This window comes from Proteus sp. CD3 (assembly GCF_008808075.1).
Lineage (GTDB): Bacteria > Pseudomonadota > Gammaproteobacteria > Enterobacterales > Enterobacteriaceae > Proteus > Proteus appendicitidis.
Map to the genome: position 1 here is coordinate 2,060,561 of NZ_CP019686.1, position 17,495 is coordinate 2,078,055.

A 17,495-nucleotide genomic window follows, 5' to 3' on the forward strand; every position below is an offset into this window, starting at 1 on the left:
CATGACCAAGAAAGTGACGATTTATCATAATCCACGCTGTTCAAAAAGCCGTGAAACCTTACATTTACTGGAAGAAATGCAAATAACGCCTAATGTTATTCACTATCTAGATACAGCACCTTCCGTTGCGGAGCTTAAAACACTGCTCAAAGCATTAGGTTTTAATGATGCAAGAGAGTTAATGCGTACAAAAGAAGAAATTTATAAAACGCTAAAACTGGCTGATGAAACATCACAAGATGCATTAATTCAAGCAATGCATGAAAACCCTAAACTTATTGAACGCCCTATTGTGGTTGTCGGTAATAAAGCCCGTTTAGGTCGTCCACCAGAGCAAGTGAAAGAACTGTTTAATTAATCTTCAAAATTTAAAGCCCATTTATGTTCTTAGGCATGTGTTCTTAGACATGTGTTCTTAGATATATGGGCTTCTCTCTATTCACAATTCACATTATTATTGATCCCACAACCGTTTACTCTCTTTTCTCAATTAAGAAACAAACTCTTAAATGTTATTAAATTGTAAATATCGCCATTAGCAAAGTGTTTCTTATTTCCACACGAGAAAAACAACAATGGCTTTGTGCTTTCAAAATTTTTCATTTCAATTTCATATTTTTTATGGGTAGGAAATCCCCATTTTTGAAAACTTTTACTGAGATCACACTACTCCGCACAAACTCACAATTATAAGAAAAAAATAATCATGCGTTTCATTTATATTGTGACTCAAGTCTCTTTACACAAATGCATTCCTACATATCATGAGCATCAGAAAATATGATAGCAGAATCAATAAACAATAAATTCTCGCTAAAATATTTTTTCATTATCATCCAAGAAAGAAATTAACAAGAAACATACATTTAAAACAATACTGCAACACAGCAATAAGCTTTCAATTTGTTATTTACTCTATCTCTTCTTTTATTGTTGTTTTTTAACTTGATAACAACTAATTAGTGTGAAACGAAGTTGTAGATGTATATGAAATAAACAACGTTATAGCCAACATTATGGGCAATTAAAACTAACCAATCGCCATTATTGGTGTCAGGTGATTGCTAGGCTAATAGGAAAACAGATGAATATCGTACTTAGATTAAAACTTGTCTCATTCCTCCAGTTCTTTATATGGGGATCTTGGCTTGTCACATTCGCCTCGTATCTCTTTGGAGAACTGCATTTTAAAGGTAGTGATGTTGGGCTTATTTTTAGTGCTCTTGGACTTGCCTCACTTATCGCACCCGTCATCATGGGATTTATTGCAGATAAAATAAATAACCGTAAATTAGTGTTTATTACCCTGCATATTTTTTCCGCATTAGCATTAGTGTTAATGTCGCAAATGACAACAGTCACCACACTATTTTTTGCGACTTTATTACATTTGTTGTTCTTTATGCCAAGTATCTCAATGGCAAACAGCATTATTTTCGAACTGTTAGAACAAAAACATTTAGAGCCTAATAACTACTTCCCTAAAATTCGTGTTTACGGCACTGTTGGTTTTATCGCTGCCATGTGGGTTATTAGCTTCTTAGGATTAGGTAATAGCTATCATCAGCTCTTTGTTGCTGCGATCGCTTCTATTGCTTTAGCAGTATTTGCAATGTTCTTACCGGCAACTAAAGCCGTAGACAAAAACGAAACCAAAGCCGAAGAAGTGGCATTTAGTCTCACTAATATTCTGCAAGTATTTAAAAAGAAAAATGTTGTTGTTTTCTTATTCTTCGCAACACTGTTAGGATCTGTACTGCAAATTACCAATACCTTTGGTGTGCCATTCCTGCAAGATATTGCACAATCTCCAAATGCAGACGATTCATTCTTTGCACGTTATCCTTCTGTGTTCTTATCTATTTCACAGATTTCAGAAGTCGTATTTATTCTGTTTCTACCACTGTTATTAAAACGCGTAAGAATAGAAACTATCGTTTTATTCAGTATGATTGCTTGGATCTTACGTTTCGGCTTCTTTGCTTACGGTGACTACACATCATTAGGTCAAATCGTCTTATTGTTATCAATGATTGTGTATGGTTGTGCATTCGACTTCTTTAATATCTCTGGTTCGCTATTCTTAGAAAAAGAGATCCCATTACAATATCGTTCAACAGCACAAGGTATGTTTATGACCTTAGTGAACGGTTTTGGTACTTATTTAGGTGCAATGTTAAGTGGCTGGGTCATTGATTTATATACCACCAATGGTGCGGTTGATTGGAAATCATTCTGGTTAATCTTCACTGGCTACACAGTGGCAATTACTGCACTTTATCTGATTTTCTTACTGGTTCCTCAGAAGAAAACCAAAGTAGTAGAAGCAAACTAATTATTTAACCCTCCCCCTTTATTGTTTGTGTCTCTCACCGCTTGCCTTGTATAAAGACAAGCGGTTTTTTTATCTTGTCTTTTTTATTAAAAAAGATAAAAACAGCAAGTTCACCGTTAATAAATAACAAAAAAATAAATAACAAAAATCTGTTACTTTCGATGAGTGTTGAGTTTGAAGTAGAGGTAGGTTTTAGATTATTCGCCTCACCTAACGAGATGAGTGAGGCTATTTAAAGTTTGAGTATATCTTTCACAAATGGGATGGTCAGCTTACGTTGAGCAACAATCGATGCGTGATCAAGTTCATCAAGCATTTCAAATAAGGTGCGCATTTTTCTATCTAAACGTTTTAATACAAAACGACCAACATCTTCAGGTAATTCAAAACCACGAAGTTTTGCTCTTAATTGCAACGCTTGAATTTTTTCTTCATCACTTAACGGTTGCAAACGGTAGATTTGCCCCCAATCAAGGCGAGAGGCTAAATCAGGAAGTTGTAGCTCTATTTGGCGAGGTGGTCTATCCCCTGTAATTAATAAACAGGTTCGCCCATGCTCTAAAACACGGTTATAAAGATTAAATAAGGCGAGTTCCCACTCTTCATCACCAGCAATACATTGAACATTATCAATACAAACTAAGGATAAATGTTCCATACCTTCAAGAACATCGGGAACAAAGTAGGCGCGTTTATCAAGGGGAACATACCCAACAGCATCACCTTTTAAGGAAAGTTCAGCACAAGCGGCATGTAATAGATGGCTCTTTCCACCTCCGTCACGGGACCAGAAATAGATATAACTGCCATGAGATTGATGAATGGCGGTTCGAATTGCCGCGACTAACGACGCGTTTTCCCCTGCATAAAAGCTATCGAATGTCTCATCATCGGGCAGAGATAGTGGTAATGATAGCTGTGACGGCGTATTCAGAAGCACCTCACCTGAATAGTTTAATAAACGTGGTGATTCTAACACAAATTCTCACAAGGTCAGAACCAATATTAAAAAAGCACATTGCACTGATTAAGATAACAGCAAGATCACCAAGATAAGCCTATTTTATATACTACTGGCGCCTCCTTAAATTGTTACTTAGCTGTACCTTGAGTTATTTAGAGCCAAATCAAAAAACATTCCGTGTTTAATGAGTTTCACTTTATTATCTGAGTTTTAATTTCGCAACATCATTACCAGAAGGTTGCTGATAAATGTCGAGCTTAAAATATTTGGCTGATGCGTTTATATACTCAAAAATTTCAGACTGAGTCTCTTCATATTCAACCCAAGTGGTTGCACGAGTAAAACAATATAACTCTACTGGTAATCCCATTGGTGTAGGTGGCATTGTTCTGATCACTAAATACATATCAGGTCGAACATCGCCACGCATTTTTATCCAATTTAGCATGTACTTACGAAATAGCTGTAAGTTAGTCACTCCTTTTGTTTCTAACCACGTATTAATATCCCCAATCTCTTCTTCTTTTCCTTCAAGCATTGCTTCGATGCTTTTACGAAGTGGCGCTGTATTTTTTAATTCTAATACTAGCTCTTGCGTGGCAAATGAAATTGAAGATTGGTCAATATAAAAACTACGTTTAATCCGACGCCCTCCTGATGAAAACATCGGCTGCCAGTTAGTATATTTTTCGGTCAAAAAGTCTTTGGTTGGAATACGGGAAATTGTATTATCCCAATTACGAACTGTGATCGTATGTAATGCGATATCAATCACTTCACCGCTGATATTACTGCTGGGTAATTCAATCCAATCATAAAGCTTTAATACTTTTCCGTTAGAGATAAGAATATTGGCAACAAAAGAGATAAGTGTATGCTGGAAAACAAACATTAACACCGCAGCAATAGCACCAAAGCTGGAGATAATAATAAGCGGTGATTGTTCAGTAAATAACGCAATGATCAGGATAAAAGAGATAATCCAGACCACAATTTTGGCAATTTCAATATAGCCTTTGATGGAGTTATTCCGATGCCACGCTCTTTTAGCATGCCGAATATTGAAGATATCAAGCGCGTTATTCAGTAATGAGGCAATATTGATAATAATAAAAGCACGAGCAACCGTCTCAAAGATAATATTCATTTCAGCGGAAAAAGACGGCAGTAGCTGATTAATATAGAGAACGAGTGTAACGGCAACAATAGATGCACTCTTTTTAGCGATATCTTCTATAGTTTCTTCATCTGAAAGTTCAGTAAATAAAAAAAGTAGACGCTTTGCTATTCGGCGGAAAATCATTTTGGAGAGAAACCACACCACCAGCAACACAATAACTAAAAATATCGTGATAAAAATCTGCTTTGATGTAATGAAATCATAAATTTCAATCAGCTTTTCCATAAATTACATTATACCTTTTTTGAGACACCCCAACCTTAAAACGAATACCGCTTAATTAGCAGATAAAATGCCTATTTCGCATAAGAACAGATCTCCATTGTCTCATTTATTTTATTTAAATAAACATCATGGTTGAATTAATCATGCTTTTCTAAGTTTTAAACACTTAAAATATTAAAAATCTTAGTTTTTAATATGACATAAAAATAAAACACAATAAAAAAGGTGGAGATCATCCACCTTTTTTATTAATTTCAGCATATTGCTTTAGATTTTCTTAATCGCTTACTTTTTGTTTGCTGTACCACTCACCGATTCAATGGTGTTATCCACTAATTCTGTTTCTGGGCGAACAATACTCACTAATTTAAAGATTAAGCTTAAAACAATACCCACAATAGTTGCTAATGCCATGCCTTTTAATTCAGCAGCACCAATTTGAATAGAAGCACCACTCACGCCAACAATCAGAATAATGGCAGTTAATATCAAGTTTTGCGGTTTGTTGTAATCCACTTTTGAATCTAACAAGACACGAATACCTGATGCGCCAATAACACCGTAAAGCAGTAATGAAACCCCACCCATAACTGGAACAGGCACAGCCGCAATAGCCGCAGCCAGTTTACCGACACAAGATAATAAGATGGCGAGAATTGCCGCACCACCAATAACCCATGAGCTGTAAACCTTGGTGATCGCCATAACACCAATGTTTTCACCATAAGTGGTATTTGGTGTTGAACCAAAAAAACCCGAAATAATGGTAGAGAAACCGTTTGCGAACATAGAACGATGCAAACCTGGGTTTTTCATTAAATCGCGTTGCACAATATTTGCTGTGACAACGAGGTGTCCAACGTGCTCAGCAATAACCACTAATGCGGCAGGTAGGATAATAAAGATAGCACTCCATTCAAAACGCGGTGAATAGAATGTCGGTAATGCAAACCAGTTTGCTTCTTTAATAGGAGTAATATCAACAACGCCCAAGAAGAAAGAGAGTGCATAACCAGCTAATACCCCAATAAGAATAGGAATAATAGCAAGGAATCCTCTAAACATCACAGAGCCTAAGATAGTCACACCTAAAGTCACCATAGAAATAAGCAGTGTCTGACTATCGACCGGTGCATCTGCACTTGGTAATAATCCTGCCATTCCTGCAGCGGTTCCTGCTAATTCAAGCCCGATGACGGCAACGATTGCGCCCATTGCCGCAGGCGGAAACATCACATTAATCCAGCCTCGCCCTGCTATTTTGACAATACCTGCAACGATACAAAACAACACACCACAGACGATGAATCCCCCAAGTGCTAATTCATACCCTAAAGGTAACAATAAAAGCACAGGTGAGATAAACGCAAAACTTGAACCTAAATAAGCAGGAATGCGTCCTTTACAAATAAAGAGATAAAGCAGGGTTCCGATCCCGTTAAATAATAATATTGTTGCCGGATTAACTTTAAATAAAATAGGCACAAGTACGGTAGCGCCAAACATTGCAAACAGATGTTGAAGACTCAACGGGATTGTTTGTAATAATGGTGGGCGCTCTTCTACCCCGATTGCACGACGAGTCATGCTTACGACCTCTCTTTAATATGAATGTGAAATTGGTTTGTATATTTTTTACTATAAAACAAGATAATAGGTTCAAAAAAAAGCCGACTATCAAAGTCGGCTTAATTATTATTTTGTACCAAATATCTTATCACCAGCATCGCCAAGACCTGGAACGATGTACCCGTGCTCATTAAGATGGCTATCAATAGATGCAGTATATAATTCCACATCTGGATGAGCTTCTTCTAATGCCTTAATACCTTCTGGAGCAGCAACCAGTACTAATACTTTAATTGAAGTACAGCCCGCATTTTTTAATAAATCAATTGTGGCAATCATAGAGCCGCCTGTTGCTAACATAGGGTCAACAACAAGAGCCATACGCTCTTCAATATTGGATGCTAATTTCTGGAAGTAAGGGACAGGTTTTAATGTTTCTTCATCGCGGTAAACGCCAACTACACTGATTCGGGCGCTAGGAATATTTTCTAATACTCCGTCCATCATCCCGATACCTGCACGGAGGATAGGAACTACTGTGATTTTTTTTCCTTTAATCTGTTCTATCTCTACCGAACCACACCAACCTTCTATTGTTACCGTCTCTGTTTCTAAATCGGCGGTAGCTTCATACGTCAGTAGACTGGAAACTTCTGAAGCCAGTTCACGAAAGCGCTTAGTGCTTATATCATGATCTCGCATCAGCCCCAATTTATGTTGAATGAGTGGGTGTTTTACCTCAACGATCTTCATAATTTCTCCTAATGTACGACGCAGCCTGACAAAAAAATCGCGAGATTATACCGCTTTTTTGCCAACATTCCATCGTTTTTCTATTGATATTGATCAAACGCACAGCTTTTAACCACACCAACATGAATAATTGTGACCTATAAAGAAGATCCTCGCAAACGTTTGCTTTGCCTGTTAGAATAGCATCCGCACACATTTTTTCTTAACAGCAACTTGCCGTGAGGGCTCTACGTGACTAACAAATCCTCTCTCAGCTATAAAGATGCCGGTGTCGATATTGATGCAGGTAATGCTTTAGTCGATCGTATCAAAGGTGTAGTAAAAGAAACCCGCCGTCCTGAAGTTATGGGGGGTTTAGGTGGTTTTGGCGCACTTTGTGCAATCCCATCTAAATACCGCGAACCTATTTTAGTTTCAGGCACAGATGGCGTAGGAACTAAACTTCGCCTTGCGATGGATTTAAATCGCCATGATGACATCGGGATTGATTTAGTCGCAATGTGTGTCAACGATTTAATTGTTCAAGGTGCAGAACCCCTTTTCTTCCTTGACTACTATGCCACAGGAAAATTAGATGTCGATACCGCAGCACGCGTAGTAACAGGTATTGCAGAAGGTTGTAAGCAATCTGGTTGTGCGTTAGTCGGTGGTGAAACGGCTGAAATGCCAGGAATGTATCACGGTAATGATTATGATATCGCAGGCTTTTGTGTCGGTGTGGTTGAAAAATCAGAAATTATCGATGGTAGCAAAGTTAACGCTGGCGATGCGCTAATCGCTTTAGCATCAAGTGGCCCTCATTCTAATGGTTATTCATTAGTCAGAAAAATTCTTGAAGTCAGCAATACAGATGCAGAAAACACCTCATTAGGTGATAAATCACTAGCTGATCATCTGTTAGCGCCTACTCGTATTTACGTAAAATCACTCCTGTCATTAATTGAAAATATTAATATTCATGCTGTGGCACATATTACAGGTGGCGGATTCTGGGAAAATATTCCTCGTGTGTTACCTGAAAATACGCAAGCGCGTATTGACAGTAAAAGCTGGGAATGGCCACCCGTTTTTAAATGGTTACAAGATGCGGGACAAGTCAGCACACATGAAATGTATCGCACCTTTAACTGTGGCGTTGGCTTATTAATCGCCGTTAACCCAAATGACGTTGAAAAAACATTAGCACATCTTGCTGAGTGTGGTGAAAACGCATGGTTAATTGGTGAAATTGCGCCACAAGCTGCGGGTGAAGCACAAGTTATTATTAACTAATGAAAACATGTGAATGAAAAATATTGTCGTCCTCATCTCAGGAAACGGCAGCAACCTACAGGCGATTATTGACGCCTGTAGGGCAAATAAAATCACGGGTAATGTGGTTGCTGTCTTAAGTAATAAAGCTAATGCGTATGGTCTTGAACGGGCAAAACTTGCTGATATTCCAGCATACTTTGTTGATCCGACTCTCTATGATGATAGAGCCGATTACGATAAAGCATTAATTGAACAAATCGATGCTTATCAGCCCGATATCGTCGTTTTAGCCGGTTTTATGCGTATTTTATCGCCTGATTTTGTGACTCATTATCAGCATAAATTATTAAACATCCATCCTTCTTTGCTGCCTAAATATCCCGGATTACACACTCATCGCCAAGTTTTAGCGAATAAAGACGCTTTTCATGGCGTTACCGTCCATTTTGTTACCGAAGAACTTGATGGTGGCCCCATGATTATTCAAGCTCGCATTCCTGTTTTACCGGATGATACTGAACAATCATTACAAACAAGAATACAAGCAGAAGAGTATCGTATTTATCCATTAGCGATCGGTTGGTTAGCGGACGAACGGTTAAAAATGCAAAATAATCAAGCCTTTCTCGATGATATTGCGCTTTTCGACAACCTTGGTTAACTATTTCATTTAAGATAAAAAGTCACATTGTGCTACACTGTAGCCCGCGTGACTTTTTTTGTGTCACCCTTTTCTCTTTTTATTCAATGCATTCACCGAGGTGCTTATGTCCGGTGGTAAGAAAGTTCCACCTATAAAATTACGTCCTCTCGAACGAGAAGACCTCTCTTTTGTCCATCAACTTGATAATAACGCCAGCGTTATGCGCTATTGGTTTGAAGAGCCTTATGAGGCTTTTATTGAGTTAAGCGACCTTTATGAAAAACATATTCACGACCAAAGTGAACGCCGTTTTATTGCCGAAAGTGACGGCACTAAAGTTGGACTTGTCGAGTTAGTTGAAATTGATTATGTTCACCGTCGTGCTGAATTCCAAATTATTATCGCCCCAGCGCATCAAGGTCATGGATATGCTGCACGCGCGGCAAAACTTGCGATGGATTATGCTTTTTCTGTCCTTAATTTATACAAACTCTATTTAATCGTCGATAAAGAGAATGCTAAAGCGATTCATATTTATGAAAAGCTTGGCTTTAAAAAAGAAGGTGATTTAATAGATGAGTTTTTTGTTAACGGTGCCTATCGTTCTGCGATTAGAATGTGTACTTTCCAAGCGCCTTATTTTGAACAAAAAGCCAAAGCGGCAAAACCCGAAAATTTTGTAAAACCGGGTGCGACTATTAAGCAACACGTCTGATTTATTCAGATATTAAGTTTTAACTTTAACCCTTGTTGGAGTTCAGATGTCCCAGGAACGACTCTATATTGATAAAGAGATCAGTTGGCTTGCGTTTAACGAACGTGTTTTACAAGAGGCGGCTGATAAACGAAACCCGTTAATTGAAAGAGTCAGGTTTCTGGGGATCTATTCAAATAATCTTGATGAGTTTTATAAGGTTCGCTTTGCTGATGTAAAACGCCGTATTTTAATTAATGAAGAGCGTGGCTCCCGCTCTGCATCAAGCCATGCTCGCCATCTTATAAAGAAAATTCAATCAAAAGTGGCTAAAGCCGACCAAGAGTTTGATGCTTTATACAATGATTTATTACTTGAGATGGCGCGAAATCAAATCTTTTTAATTAATGAACGCCAAATCTCACCGAATCAACAAATCTGGTTGCGCCAATATTTCCGCCAGAATTTAAGAAAACACATAACGCCTATTTTAATTAACCCTGAAACAGATCTAGTTGAGTTTCTTAAAGATGACTATACCTATTTAGCGGTTGAAATTGTGCAAGGGCAAATTATTCATTATGCCCTGTTAGAAATTCCGTCAGATAAAGTACCTCGTTTTGTTATTCTGCCGACAGACCAAGGGCGTAGTAAGAAAAAATCCATGATTTTATTGGATAATATTTTACGTTATTGTCTTGATGAGGTGTTTAAAGGCTTTTTCGATTATGATTCATTAAATGCTTATTCCATGAAAATGACGCGAGATGCAGAGTACGATCTTGCGACAGAAATGGAATCAAGTTTACTTGAAATGATGTCATCAACATTAAAACAACGTCTTACCGCAGAGCCTGTCCGTTTTGTTTATCAACGTGATATGCCAGATGAAATGGTGGCGTTGTTGCGCAGTAAATTAGGTTTATCGAATAATGACTCCGTCATTGCTGGTGGTCGTTATCATAATTTTAAAGATTTTATTAACTTCCCAAATGAGGGGAGTAAATTTCTGTTAAATAAACCGATCCCACGTTTACGCCATATTTGGTTTGATAATTTCCGCAATGGTTTTGATGCGATACGTGAGCGTGATGTTTTGCTCTATTATCCTTATCATACCTTTGAACATGTGCTGGAATTGTTGCGCCAAGCCTCTTTTGACCCAAGTGTTATCTCAATAAAAATCAATATTTACCGTGTAGCTAAAGACTCTCGGATCATTGATTCGATGATCCATGCCGCGCATAACGGCAAACGTGTCACGGTAGTTGTTGAGTTACAAGCGCGTTTTGATGAAGCGGCAAATATCCACTGGGCAAAACGCCTGACAGAAGCGGGTGTACACGTTATTTTCTCTGCGCCGGGTCTAAAAATTCACGCGAAGTTATTTATCATTTCACGTTTAGAAAATGGTGAAATCATTCGCTATGCGCATATCGGTACAGGGAACTTTAACGAAAAAACCGCTCGTCTTTATACTGACTATTCACTATTAACGGCTAACACTGAAATTACCAATGAAGTACGCCGCGTTTTTAGCTTTATTGAAAATCCTTATCGCCCTGTTACCTTTGAGCATTTAATGGTTTCGCCACAAAATTCGCGTACCCTTTTAAATCAGTTAATCACCAATGAAATTCACAGTGCTCAAGCTGGGCATCCTGCAGGGATCACATTAAAAGTGAATAATTTAGTTGATGAAGAATTAGTTAATCGCCTTTATGACGCATCAGAAGCTGGTGTAAAAGTACGGCTGTTAGTCCGTGGTATGTGTTCTTTAGTGCCTAATCAGCCGGGATTTAGTGAAAACATTCAAGTAACCAGTATTGTTGACCGCTTTTTAGAGCATGATCGTGTTTATGTGTTCACTAATAAAGGGGATGAAAAAATCTTTCTCTCCTCTGCCGATTGGATGACGCGAAATCTTGATTATCGCATTGAAGTTGCCGTGGCGTTGCTTGATCCTCAACTAAAACAACGCGTTCTTGATATACTGGATATTCAATTTAATGACACCGTAAAAGCACGTTATATCGATAAAGATTTAACAAATAGCTATGTTCCTCGTGGAAATAAACGTAAGATCCGTTCCCAGCTTGCTGTCTATGAGTATATTAAATTGTTAGAACAACCAGGTTCACGAGCGTAACTTTATGCCTTTATCACAAAATGACTCATCACCACGTCCTTTAGAAATTGCAGCTATTGACCTCGGTTCTAATAGTTTTCATATGATAATTGCGCGTGTTGTTAATGGCGCATTACAAGTATTAAGCCGTTTAAAACAGCGAGTTTATCTTGCTGATGGGCTTGATGATGATAACGAATTAAGCGAAGAGGCTATGTTACGTGGGTTATCCGCCCTTTCTCTTTTTGCTGAAAGGTTACAGGGTTTTCCTGCAGAAAATGTCACCGTCGTGGGAACGCACACTTTGCGTGTTGCCACTAATGCAAAAGTCTTTCTTCAACGAGCCAAAGAAGTTATTCCTTATCCTATTGAAATTATTTCAGGGCATGAAGAAGCTCGACTTATTTTTATGGGTGTTGAACACACTCAATCTGAAAAAGGTCGAAAACTCGTTATCGATATCGGTGGTGGTTCAACAGAATTAGTTATTGGTGAAAATTTTGAGCCAATTTTAATCGAAAGCCAACGTATGGGTTGTGTCAGTTTTAGCCGTCAATTTTTCCCAGAACAGAAAATCAGTGAATCTGCTTTTCGTAAAGCACGAGAAAAAGCTGCCCGTAAAATGGAAAAGATTGCATGGCAATACAAGATGACTGGCTGGGATGTGGCTTTAGGAGCATCAGGCACCATTAAAGCAGCGCATGAGATCTTAGTTGAGTTTGGTGAAAAAGACGGTGTTATCACCCCAGAACGCCTACTTATGCTCACGAAACAAGTTTTACGATTTAAGAAATTTAAAGATATCGCCCTGCCGGGTTTATCCGATGAACGTAAACATGTTTTTGTTCCAGGTTTGGCGATTTTATGCGGCATTTTTGATTCGTTAGGATTAAAAGCCCTACACCTATCTGACGGTGCATTACGTGAAGGCGTGCTTTATGAAATGGAAGGCAGATTTCGCCATCAAGATATTCGCCAGCGCACAGCTAAAAGCCTTGCAGAACACTATAATATCGATAGAGAACAAGCAAAGCGTGTTCTTGAAACAATGCAATCTCTTTATGCTCAGTGGGCGCAACAAAATCCTAAACTGGTTCGCCCTGATTTAGAGGCTATTTTAGTTTGGGCTGTCATGTTACATGAAGTGGGATTAAGTATTAATTTAAGTGGGTTACACCGACATTCTGCTTATATTCTTTCAAATACTGATTTGCCTGGTTTTAATCAAGAACAACAACTGTTATTAACAACTCTCGTTCGCTATCACCGAAAAGGGATCAAGTTAGATGAGTTGCCTAAATTTAATCTTTATAAAAAGAAACAGTATTTTCCTCTCGTACAAATACTAAGATTAGCAACTTTACTTAATAATCAGCGACAATCGACGACAAAACCTGCATCTTTGCGTTTAGTTACAGATGAAAATCATTGGACACTTTATTTTCCTGCAAACTATCTTTCCGATAACACATTGATGGAATTGGATTTAGAAAAAGAACAAGAACATTGGCAGGCAGTTCCGGGCTGGAAACTGGATATAAAAGAGGAATATGCTTAACAATATGATATTATACAGAAAAAGACGCTAGTCAACGCGTCTTTTGTTGCATCTATCATACAACAACTATCACACAACAACATAGGTTTGATTTGTGACGATAATATGAACATCACCAACGCAATATTGTTCAAGATTCATATTTTTTATACGGAGAAGACCGATAATCATCCTAAAATGGAATAATTAGTGTCAATGGTTATCTCCCTCGTAAGAATTAAAAAGGAATAACATGTCTCAACCAGCTATCAACAATGATACTGCGGCTGCCATCAATCCGTATTCACAAAAAGTGGCACACCTGCGTCAGCAAATTTTGAGTATCTTTCTCGAAGATGATCATTTTGTTGAAACCGTTTTAGGTGAAGCAAGTGAAAATGATAGGCTGAGCCACCACGAACTTCATGAAAAAATCACCACTGTTAGAGAATTACTACAAGATCTACACGCGGCAGATATTGCAGATATTCTTGAAGCCCTTCCCTATGATGAACGTCTAGCCTTGTGGCATTTGGTTGATAATAATGAACGTGGTGCTGTTTTAGTCGAAGCTTCTGTCGCCGTTTGGGACAGCTTAATTAAAGATATGACTGACCGTGAGTTATTACGATCGGTCGCCACATTACATGTGGATGAACAAGCGTACATCGCAGAGCACTTACCTCGCGATACGATGCGCCGACTTCTTACCTATTTAGAACCAAGTCTGCGTAATAGGATAAGAGAAGTACTTCAATATCCCAAAGACAGCGTTGGTCAGATGATGGATTTTGAGTTCGTCACTGTGCGAGGCAATGTTACGTTAAAAACGGTACAGCGCTATCTACGCCAACGAGGCTCTATTCCTGAAGCAACGGATAAAATTTTCGTTATTGATAATAAAAACCATCTATTGGGCGAACTTCCATTAACCACTGTTTTAACACAATCACCTGATAAACTTGTCTCTGATGTAATGAAAACAGACACCGTGAGCTTTATGCCTGAAGAAAAAGGCGAAGACGCAGCGGGTGCGTTCGAACGTTATGACTTAATTTCAGCGGCTGTTGTTGATAGTAATGGTCTTCTAATGGGTCGATTAACCGTTGAAGATATCGTTGATAACATGCATGAAGAGAGCGATACCAATATTCGTCGTATGGGGGGGTTAAGCCCAGAAGAAGACGTTTTCGCACCTGTCGGACAAGCGGTTAAAACACGTTGGACTTGGCTTGCTATCAACTTATGTACTGCTTTCGTTGCCTCTCGTGTTATCGGTGTCTTTGAAGATACTATTTCCCAATTAGTTGCTCTCGCCACATTGATGCCGATTGTTGCGGGTATTGGGGGAAATACAGGTAATCAGACCATCACAATGATTGTCCGTGCATTAGCGCTACACCAAATTCAAACTGGCAGTTTTTCTTTCTTAATTTTAAGAGAACTTGGCGTTGCCTTTATTAATGGTGTTGTTTGGGGAGGAATAATGGGAATTGTCACCTTCCTTCTCTATGGCGACCTTGCTATGGGGGCGGTAATGACAATGGCGATGGTATTAAACCTCTTAATGGCTGCCATGATGGGTGTATTGATCCCAATGACAATGATTAAATTAGGTAAAGATCCCGCTATTGGTTCGAGCGTGATGATAACCGCTATTACAGATACAGGTGGTTTCTTTATCTTCTTAGGTTTAGCGACTATCTTCTTAGTTTAAAACACCCTTATTACACTAACGCCACTGATAATAAAATACAGTGGCGTTTTTTTATGTCCATCAAACAGATATTAGACCGTTGTTGATAGGTAATAATAGACAAGCAACAATGCAATAATGAGTGAAGTAATAAAAGTCTTTTTAACAGAGGTACTTAATAAATAACTGTCATTTTGATTGGCGTCATTAAGCATGGCTTTTAATACTAAACCACCGCCTAATGCGACGATAGAAAGTGATGCGAACAAAACAATTGCAGCTAAGAGAGCAGTACTGATTGAGATAGGGATCATAAATCCTCCTGTTCAATTGACTTCCCGATGTAATTATAACCAAGAATAATTTTTTTGATGCCTCTTTTTGTTTTTATTTTCAACTCAACGGAAAAGCGCACCAAAGCCACAATTTGCATAAAAACACAAAAATAAAATTATCATTATAAATTTTATTGGATTTTAATTCCATAAAATTAACCAATATTGAAATTGAATTTCAATACATCAGCATTTAACATACAGTAGAATATTCTAATATTTCATTTTCTATCAGATCATATCTTTCATTATTAATGCTATTAGCTTTCTTAATTATCTAATAATAAGTTAATTTATGGAATAATAATAAATTAGCTCATACCTTAATTTATTATTCCCTTGTTTATTTAGACTTGAATAAATATATTCAACACAAAACCTTTTTTATTTAAAAACACTAAAATATTATTCATTTTAAATTTATATAATAATTTTATTATATATTGTTGAAATTTAATTAAACGGAGTTTAATAATGAACTTCACCTATTAAGTGAAACTGAAAACCTAAAAAATATTGATTTACAGCTAATAATGTTGTTTTAATTTCATCTATTTACATCCTTAAGAGCTTCCTGTTATAACTTAAACCATCATCACAACATTATTCTTTCTCGTATAAATAGCCTTTAAATAACCTTTCCCTGTTATTTATTTTCGCCCTATTTTATTCGCACATTTAAAAAGAATCTAATTGTGATTTTATTACTTATTATTTTTATCACGATGATTATTATAGGTTGTTATTATGACATCACAATCACACTCCACTCAGCCGTTGAGTCAACCTACGGCAAGACCATTAAATCGCAGCGACTATAAAACGTTGGGTTTATCCTCACTAGGAGGAACTTTGGAGTTCTATGATTTCGTGATCTTCGTGTTCTTTACGAAAACATTGAGCCACTTGTTTTTTCCTGGTGATAACGCCTTTATTGCACAAATGCAGACATTAGGTATCTTTGCAGCCGGTTATCTTGCTCGTCCTTTGGGTGGCATTATTATGGCACACTACGGAGATATTATCGGGCGTAAGCGCATGTTTACCTTAAGTATCTTCTTAATGGCTGTACCAACATTAGTTATTGGTTTATTACCAACTTATGCCAGTATTGGTATTGCAGCGCCATTATTGTTGTTATTAATGCGCATTATGCAAGGTGCAGCTATTGGTGGTGAAATGCCGGGAGCTTGGGTATTTATCGCAGAGCACACCCCAAAACAACGTTATGGCTTAGGTGTAGGCACATTAACCTCAGGCATTACTGGCGGTATTTTATTAGGTTCAATCGTGGCGATTGTAGTCCAACGTAGCTATAGCGCCCAAGAAGTTAGTGATTTTGCATGGCGTATACCGTTTATTTTAGGTGGTGTGTTCGGTTTGATTTCTGTTTATTTGCGTCGCTTCTTACAAGAAACGCCAATCTTTAAAGAGATGGCGGCGAAAAAAGCGTTAGCACAAGAAATGCCTGTGGTTTCAGTGATTAAAAATCACAAACAAGCCTGCTTAATTACTGCGGTATTAACATGGTCTTTATCAACGGCGATTGTTGTCACCATTTTGATGACCCCCGGTGTCATTGTTGAAGGGATCTATAAAATTGATAGAACGACATCATTAGAAGCAAACTGTGTTGCAACATTAACCTTAACCTTAGGTTGCATATTCTGGGGTTGGATTAGTGATAAGTTAGGAACACGCGCATCAATGACATTATCATGGGGTGGTTTGATTGTTACCGCATTCCATTTCTATGGCAGTTTAGATGCAGCAATGTCAGGTTTTCAGTTAGCATTTAACTATGGTTTGATGGGCTTTTTTGTTGGAGCGATTGCAACTACACCTATCGTTAGCACAAGAGCATTTCCACCATCAATTCGTTTTTCTGGTTTGTCTTTTGCTTACAATATGGCTTATGCCTTATTCGGTGGCTTAACGCCAATGTTAACAGGAATATGGTTAGAAAAAACGGCAATGGCAGGTGCATATTATGTTGCGGGCGTATCATTATTAGCGATTGCAGTCGCCTTCTTACCTTTAGCTTATAAAGGTTGGACAGCCGTTAAACCCACAACTCGCGAGAAAGATGTTGCATTACACGTTGATAAAGTGATCGGTTAGGTTTTTATCAATATCACAGGATATTCTACCAGTCCCCTTACGCAATACCGCCCTTATTAAG

Annotated in this window: 14 protein-coding genes; 9 read left to right on the forward strand and 5 right to left on the reverse strand. The window is 38.0% G+C overall.

What is annotated here, in order from left to right; genetic code table 11:
- The first annotated feature begins 1 nt into the window (after position 1).
- Together arsC and BTA34_RS09420 are read left to right on the forward strand one after the other, a co-directional pair.
- A complete protein-coding gene (gene arsC / locus BTA34_RS09415) occupies positions 2–358 on the forward strand; it encodes an arsenate reductase (glutaredoxin) (RefSeq protein WP_151435416.1) in 357 nt (118 codons plus the stop codon).
- 726 nt (positions 359–1,084) lie between these two features.
- Positions 1,085–2,335: an MFS transporter gene (locus BTA34_RS09420; protein WP_151435417.1), complete on the forward strand. Its 1,251-nt coding sequence runs from the start codon at positions 1,085–1,087 to the stop codon at positions 2,333–2,335.
- Between the two features lie 232 nt (positions 2,336–2,567).
- On the opposite strand, the gene hda is transcribed toward BTA34_RS09420, so the two are convergent.
- From hda to upp, 4 genes are all read right to left on the reverse strand, one after another.
- Positions 2,568–3,275, reverse strand: coding sequence for a DnaA inactivator Hda (hda, locus tag BTA34_RS09425; protein ID WP_006533048.1), 708 nt, complete (start codon positions 3,273–3,275; stop codon positions 2,568–2,570).
- 223 nt (positions 3,276–3,498) lie between these two features.
- Positions 3,499–4,704 (reverse strand): mechanosensitive ion channel family protein, encoded by a 1,206-nt coding sequence (locus BTA34_RS09430; protein ID WP_151435418.1) that lies wholly within the window; start codon positions 4,702–4,704, stop codon positions 3,499–3,501.
- 285 nt (positions 4,705–4,989) lie between these two features.
- Entirely contained in the window at positions 4,990–6,291 is a 1,302-nt protein-coding gene (gene uraA, locus BTA34_RS09435; RefSeq protein ID WP_099075635.1) for a uracil permease, read from the reverse strand.
- Positions 6,292–6,399: 108 nt separating this feature from the next.
- Entirely contained in the window at positions 6,400–7,026 is a 627-nt protein-coding gene (gene upp / locus BTA34_RS09440) for a uracil phosphoribosyltransferase (protein WP_023581896.1), read from the reverse strand.
- Between the two features lie 231 nt (positions 7,027–7,257).
- Between upp and purM the strand changes: the two genes are divergently transcribed.
- The 6 genes from purM to mgtE all read left to right on the forward strand — a co-directional run bounded on the left by purM (position 7,258) and on the right by mgtE (position 14,999).
- Positions 7,258–8,298 (forward strand): phosphoribosylformylglycinamidine cyclo-ligase, encoded by a 1,041-nt coding sequence (purM, locus tag BTA34_RS09445; RefSeq protein WP_151435419.1) that lies wholly within the window; start codon positions 7,258–7,260, stop codon positions 8,296–8,298.
- 13 nt (positions 8,299–8,311) lie between these two features.
- Positions 8,312–8,941: a phosphoribosylglycinamide formyltransferase gene (purN, locus tag BTA34_RS09450; protein ID WP_151435420.1), complete on the forward strand. Its 630-nt coding sequence runs from the start codon at positions 8,312–8,314 to the stop codon at positions 8,939–8,941.
- 106 nt (positions 8,942–9,047) lie between these two features.
- Positions 9,048–9,638 (forward strand): spermidine N1-acetyltransferase, encoded by a 591-nt coding sequence (speG, locus tag BTA34_RS09455; protein WP_151435421.1) that lies wholly within the window; start codon positions 9,048–9,050, stop codon positions 9,636–9,638.
- A gap of 46 nt (positions 9,639–9,684) precedes the next feature.
- A complete protein-coding gene (ppk1, locus tag BTA34_RS09460; protein WP_151435422.1) occupies positions 9,685–11,766 on the forward strand; it encodes a polyphosphate kinase 1 in 2,082 nt (693 codons plus the stop codon).
- 4 nt (positions 11,767–11,770) lie between these two features.
- Positions 11,771–13,303, forward strand: coding sequence for an exopolyphosphatase (gene ppx, locus BTA34_RS09465; RefSeq protein WP_151435423.1), 1,533 nt, complete (start codon positions 11,771–11,773; stop codon positions 13,301–13,303).
- Between the two features lie 232 nt (positions 13,304–13,535).
- Positions 13,536–14,999 carry a magnesium transporter gene (gene mgtE, locus BTA34_RS09470; protein ID WP_151435424.1) on the forward strand — a complete coding sequence of 488 codons (1,464 nt, stop codon included), beginning with the start codon at positions 13,536–13,538 and terminating at the stop codon, positions 14,997–14,999.
- 71 nt (positions 15,000–15,070) lie between these two features.
- Here the strand turns inward: mgtE and BTA34_RS09475 are convergent, their stop codons facing one another.
- A complete protein-coding gene (locus tag BTA34_RS09475; RefSeq protein ID WP_151435425.1) occupies positions 15,071–15,292 on the reverse strand; it encodes a hypothetical protein in 222 nt (73 codons plus the stop codon).
- 768 nt (positions 15,293–16,060) lie between these two features.
- Between BTA34_RS09475 and BTA34_RS09480 the strand changes: the two genes are divergently transcribed.
- Positions 16,061–17,434: an MFS transporter gene (locus BTA34_RS09480; protein ID WP_151435426.1), complete on the forward strand. Its 1,374-nt coding sequence runs from the start codon at positions 16,061–16,063 to the stop codon at positions 17,432–17,434.
- Positions 17,435–17,495: the final 61 nt, after the last annotated feature.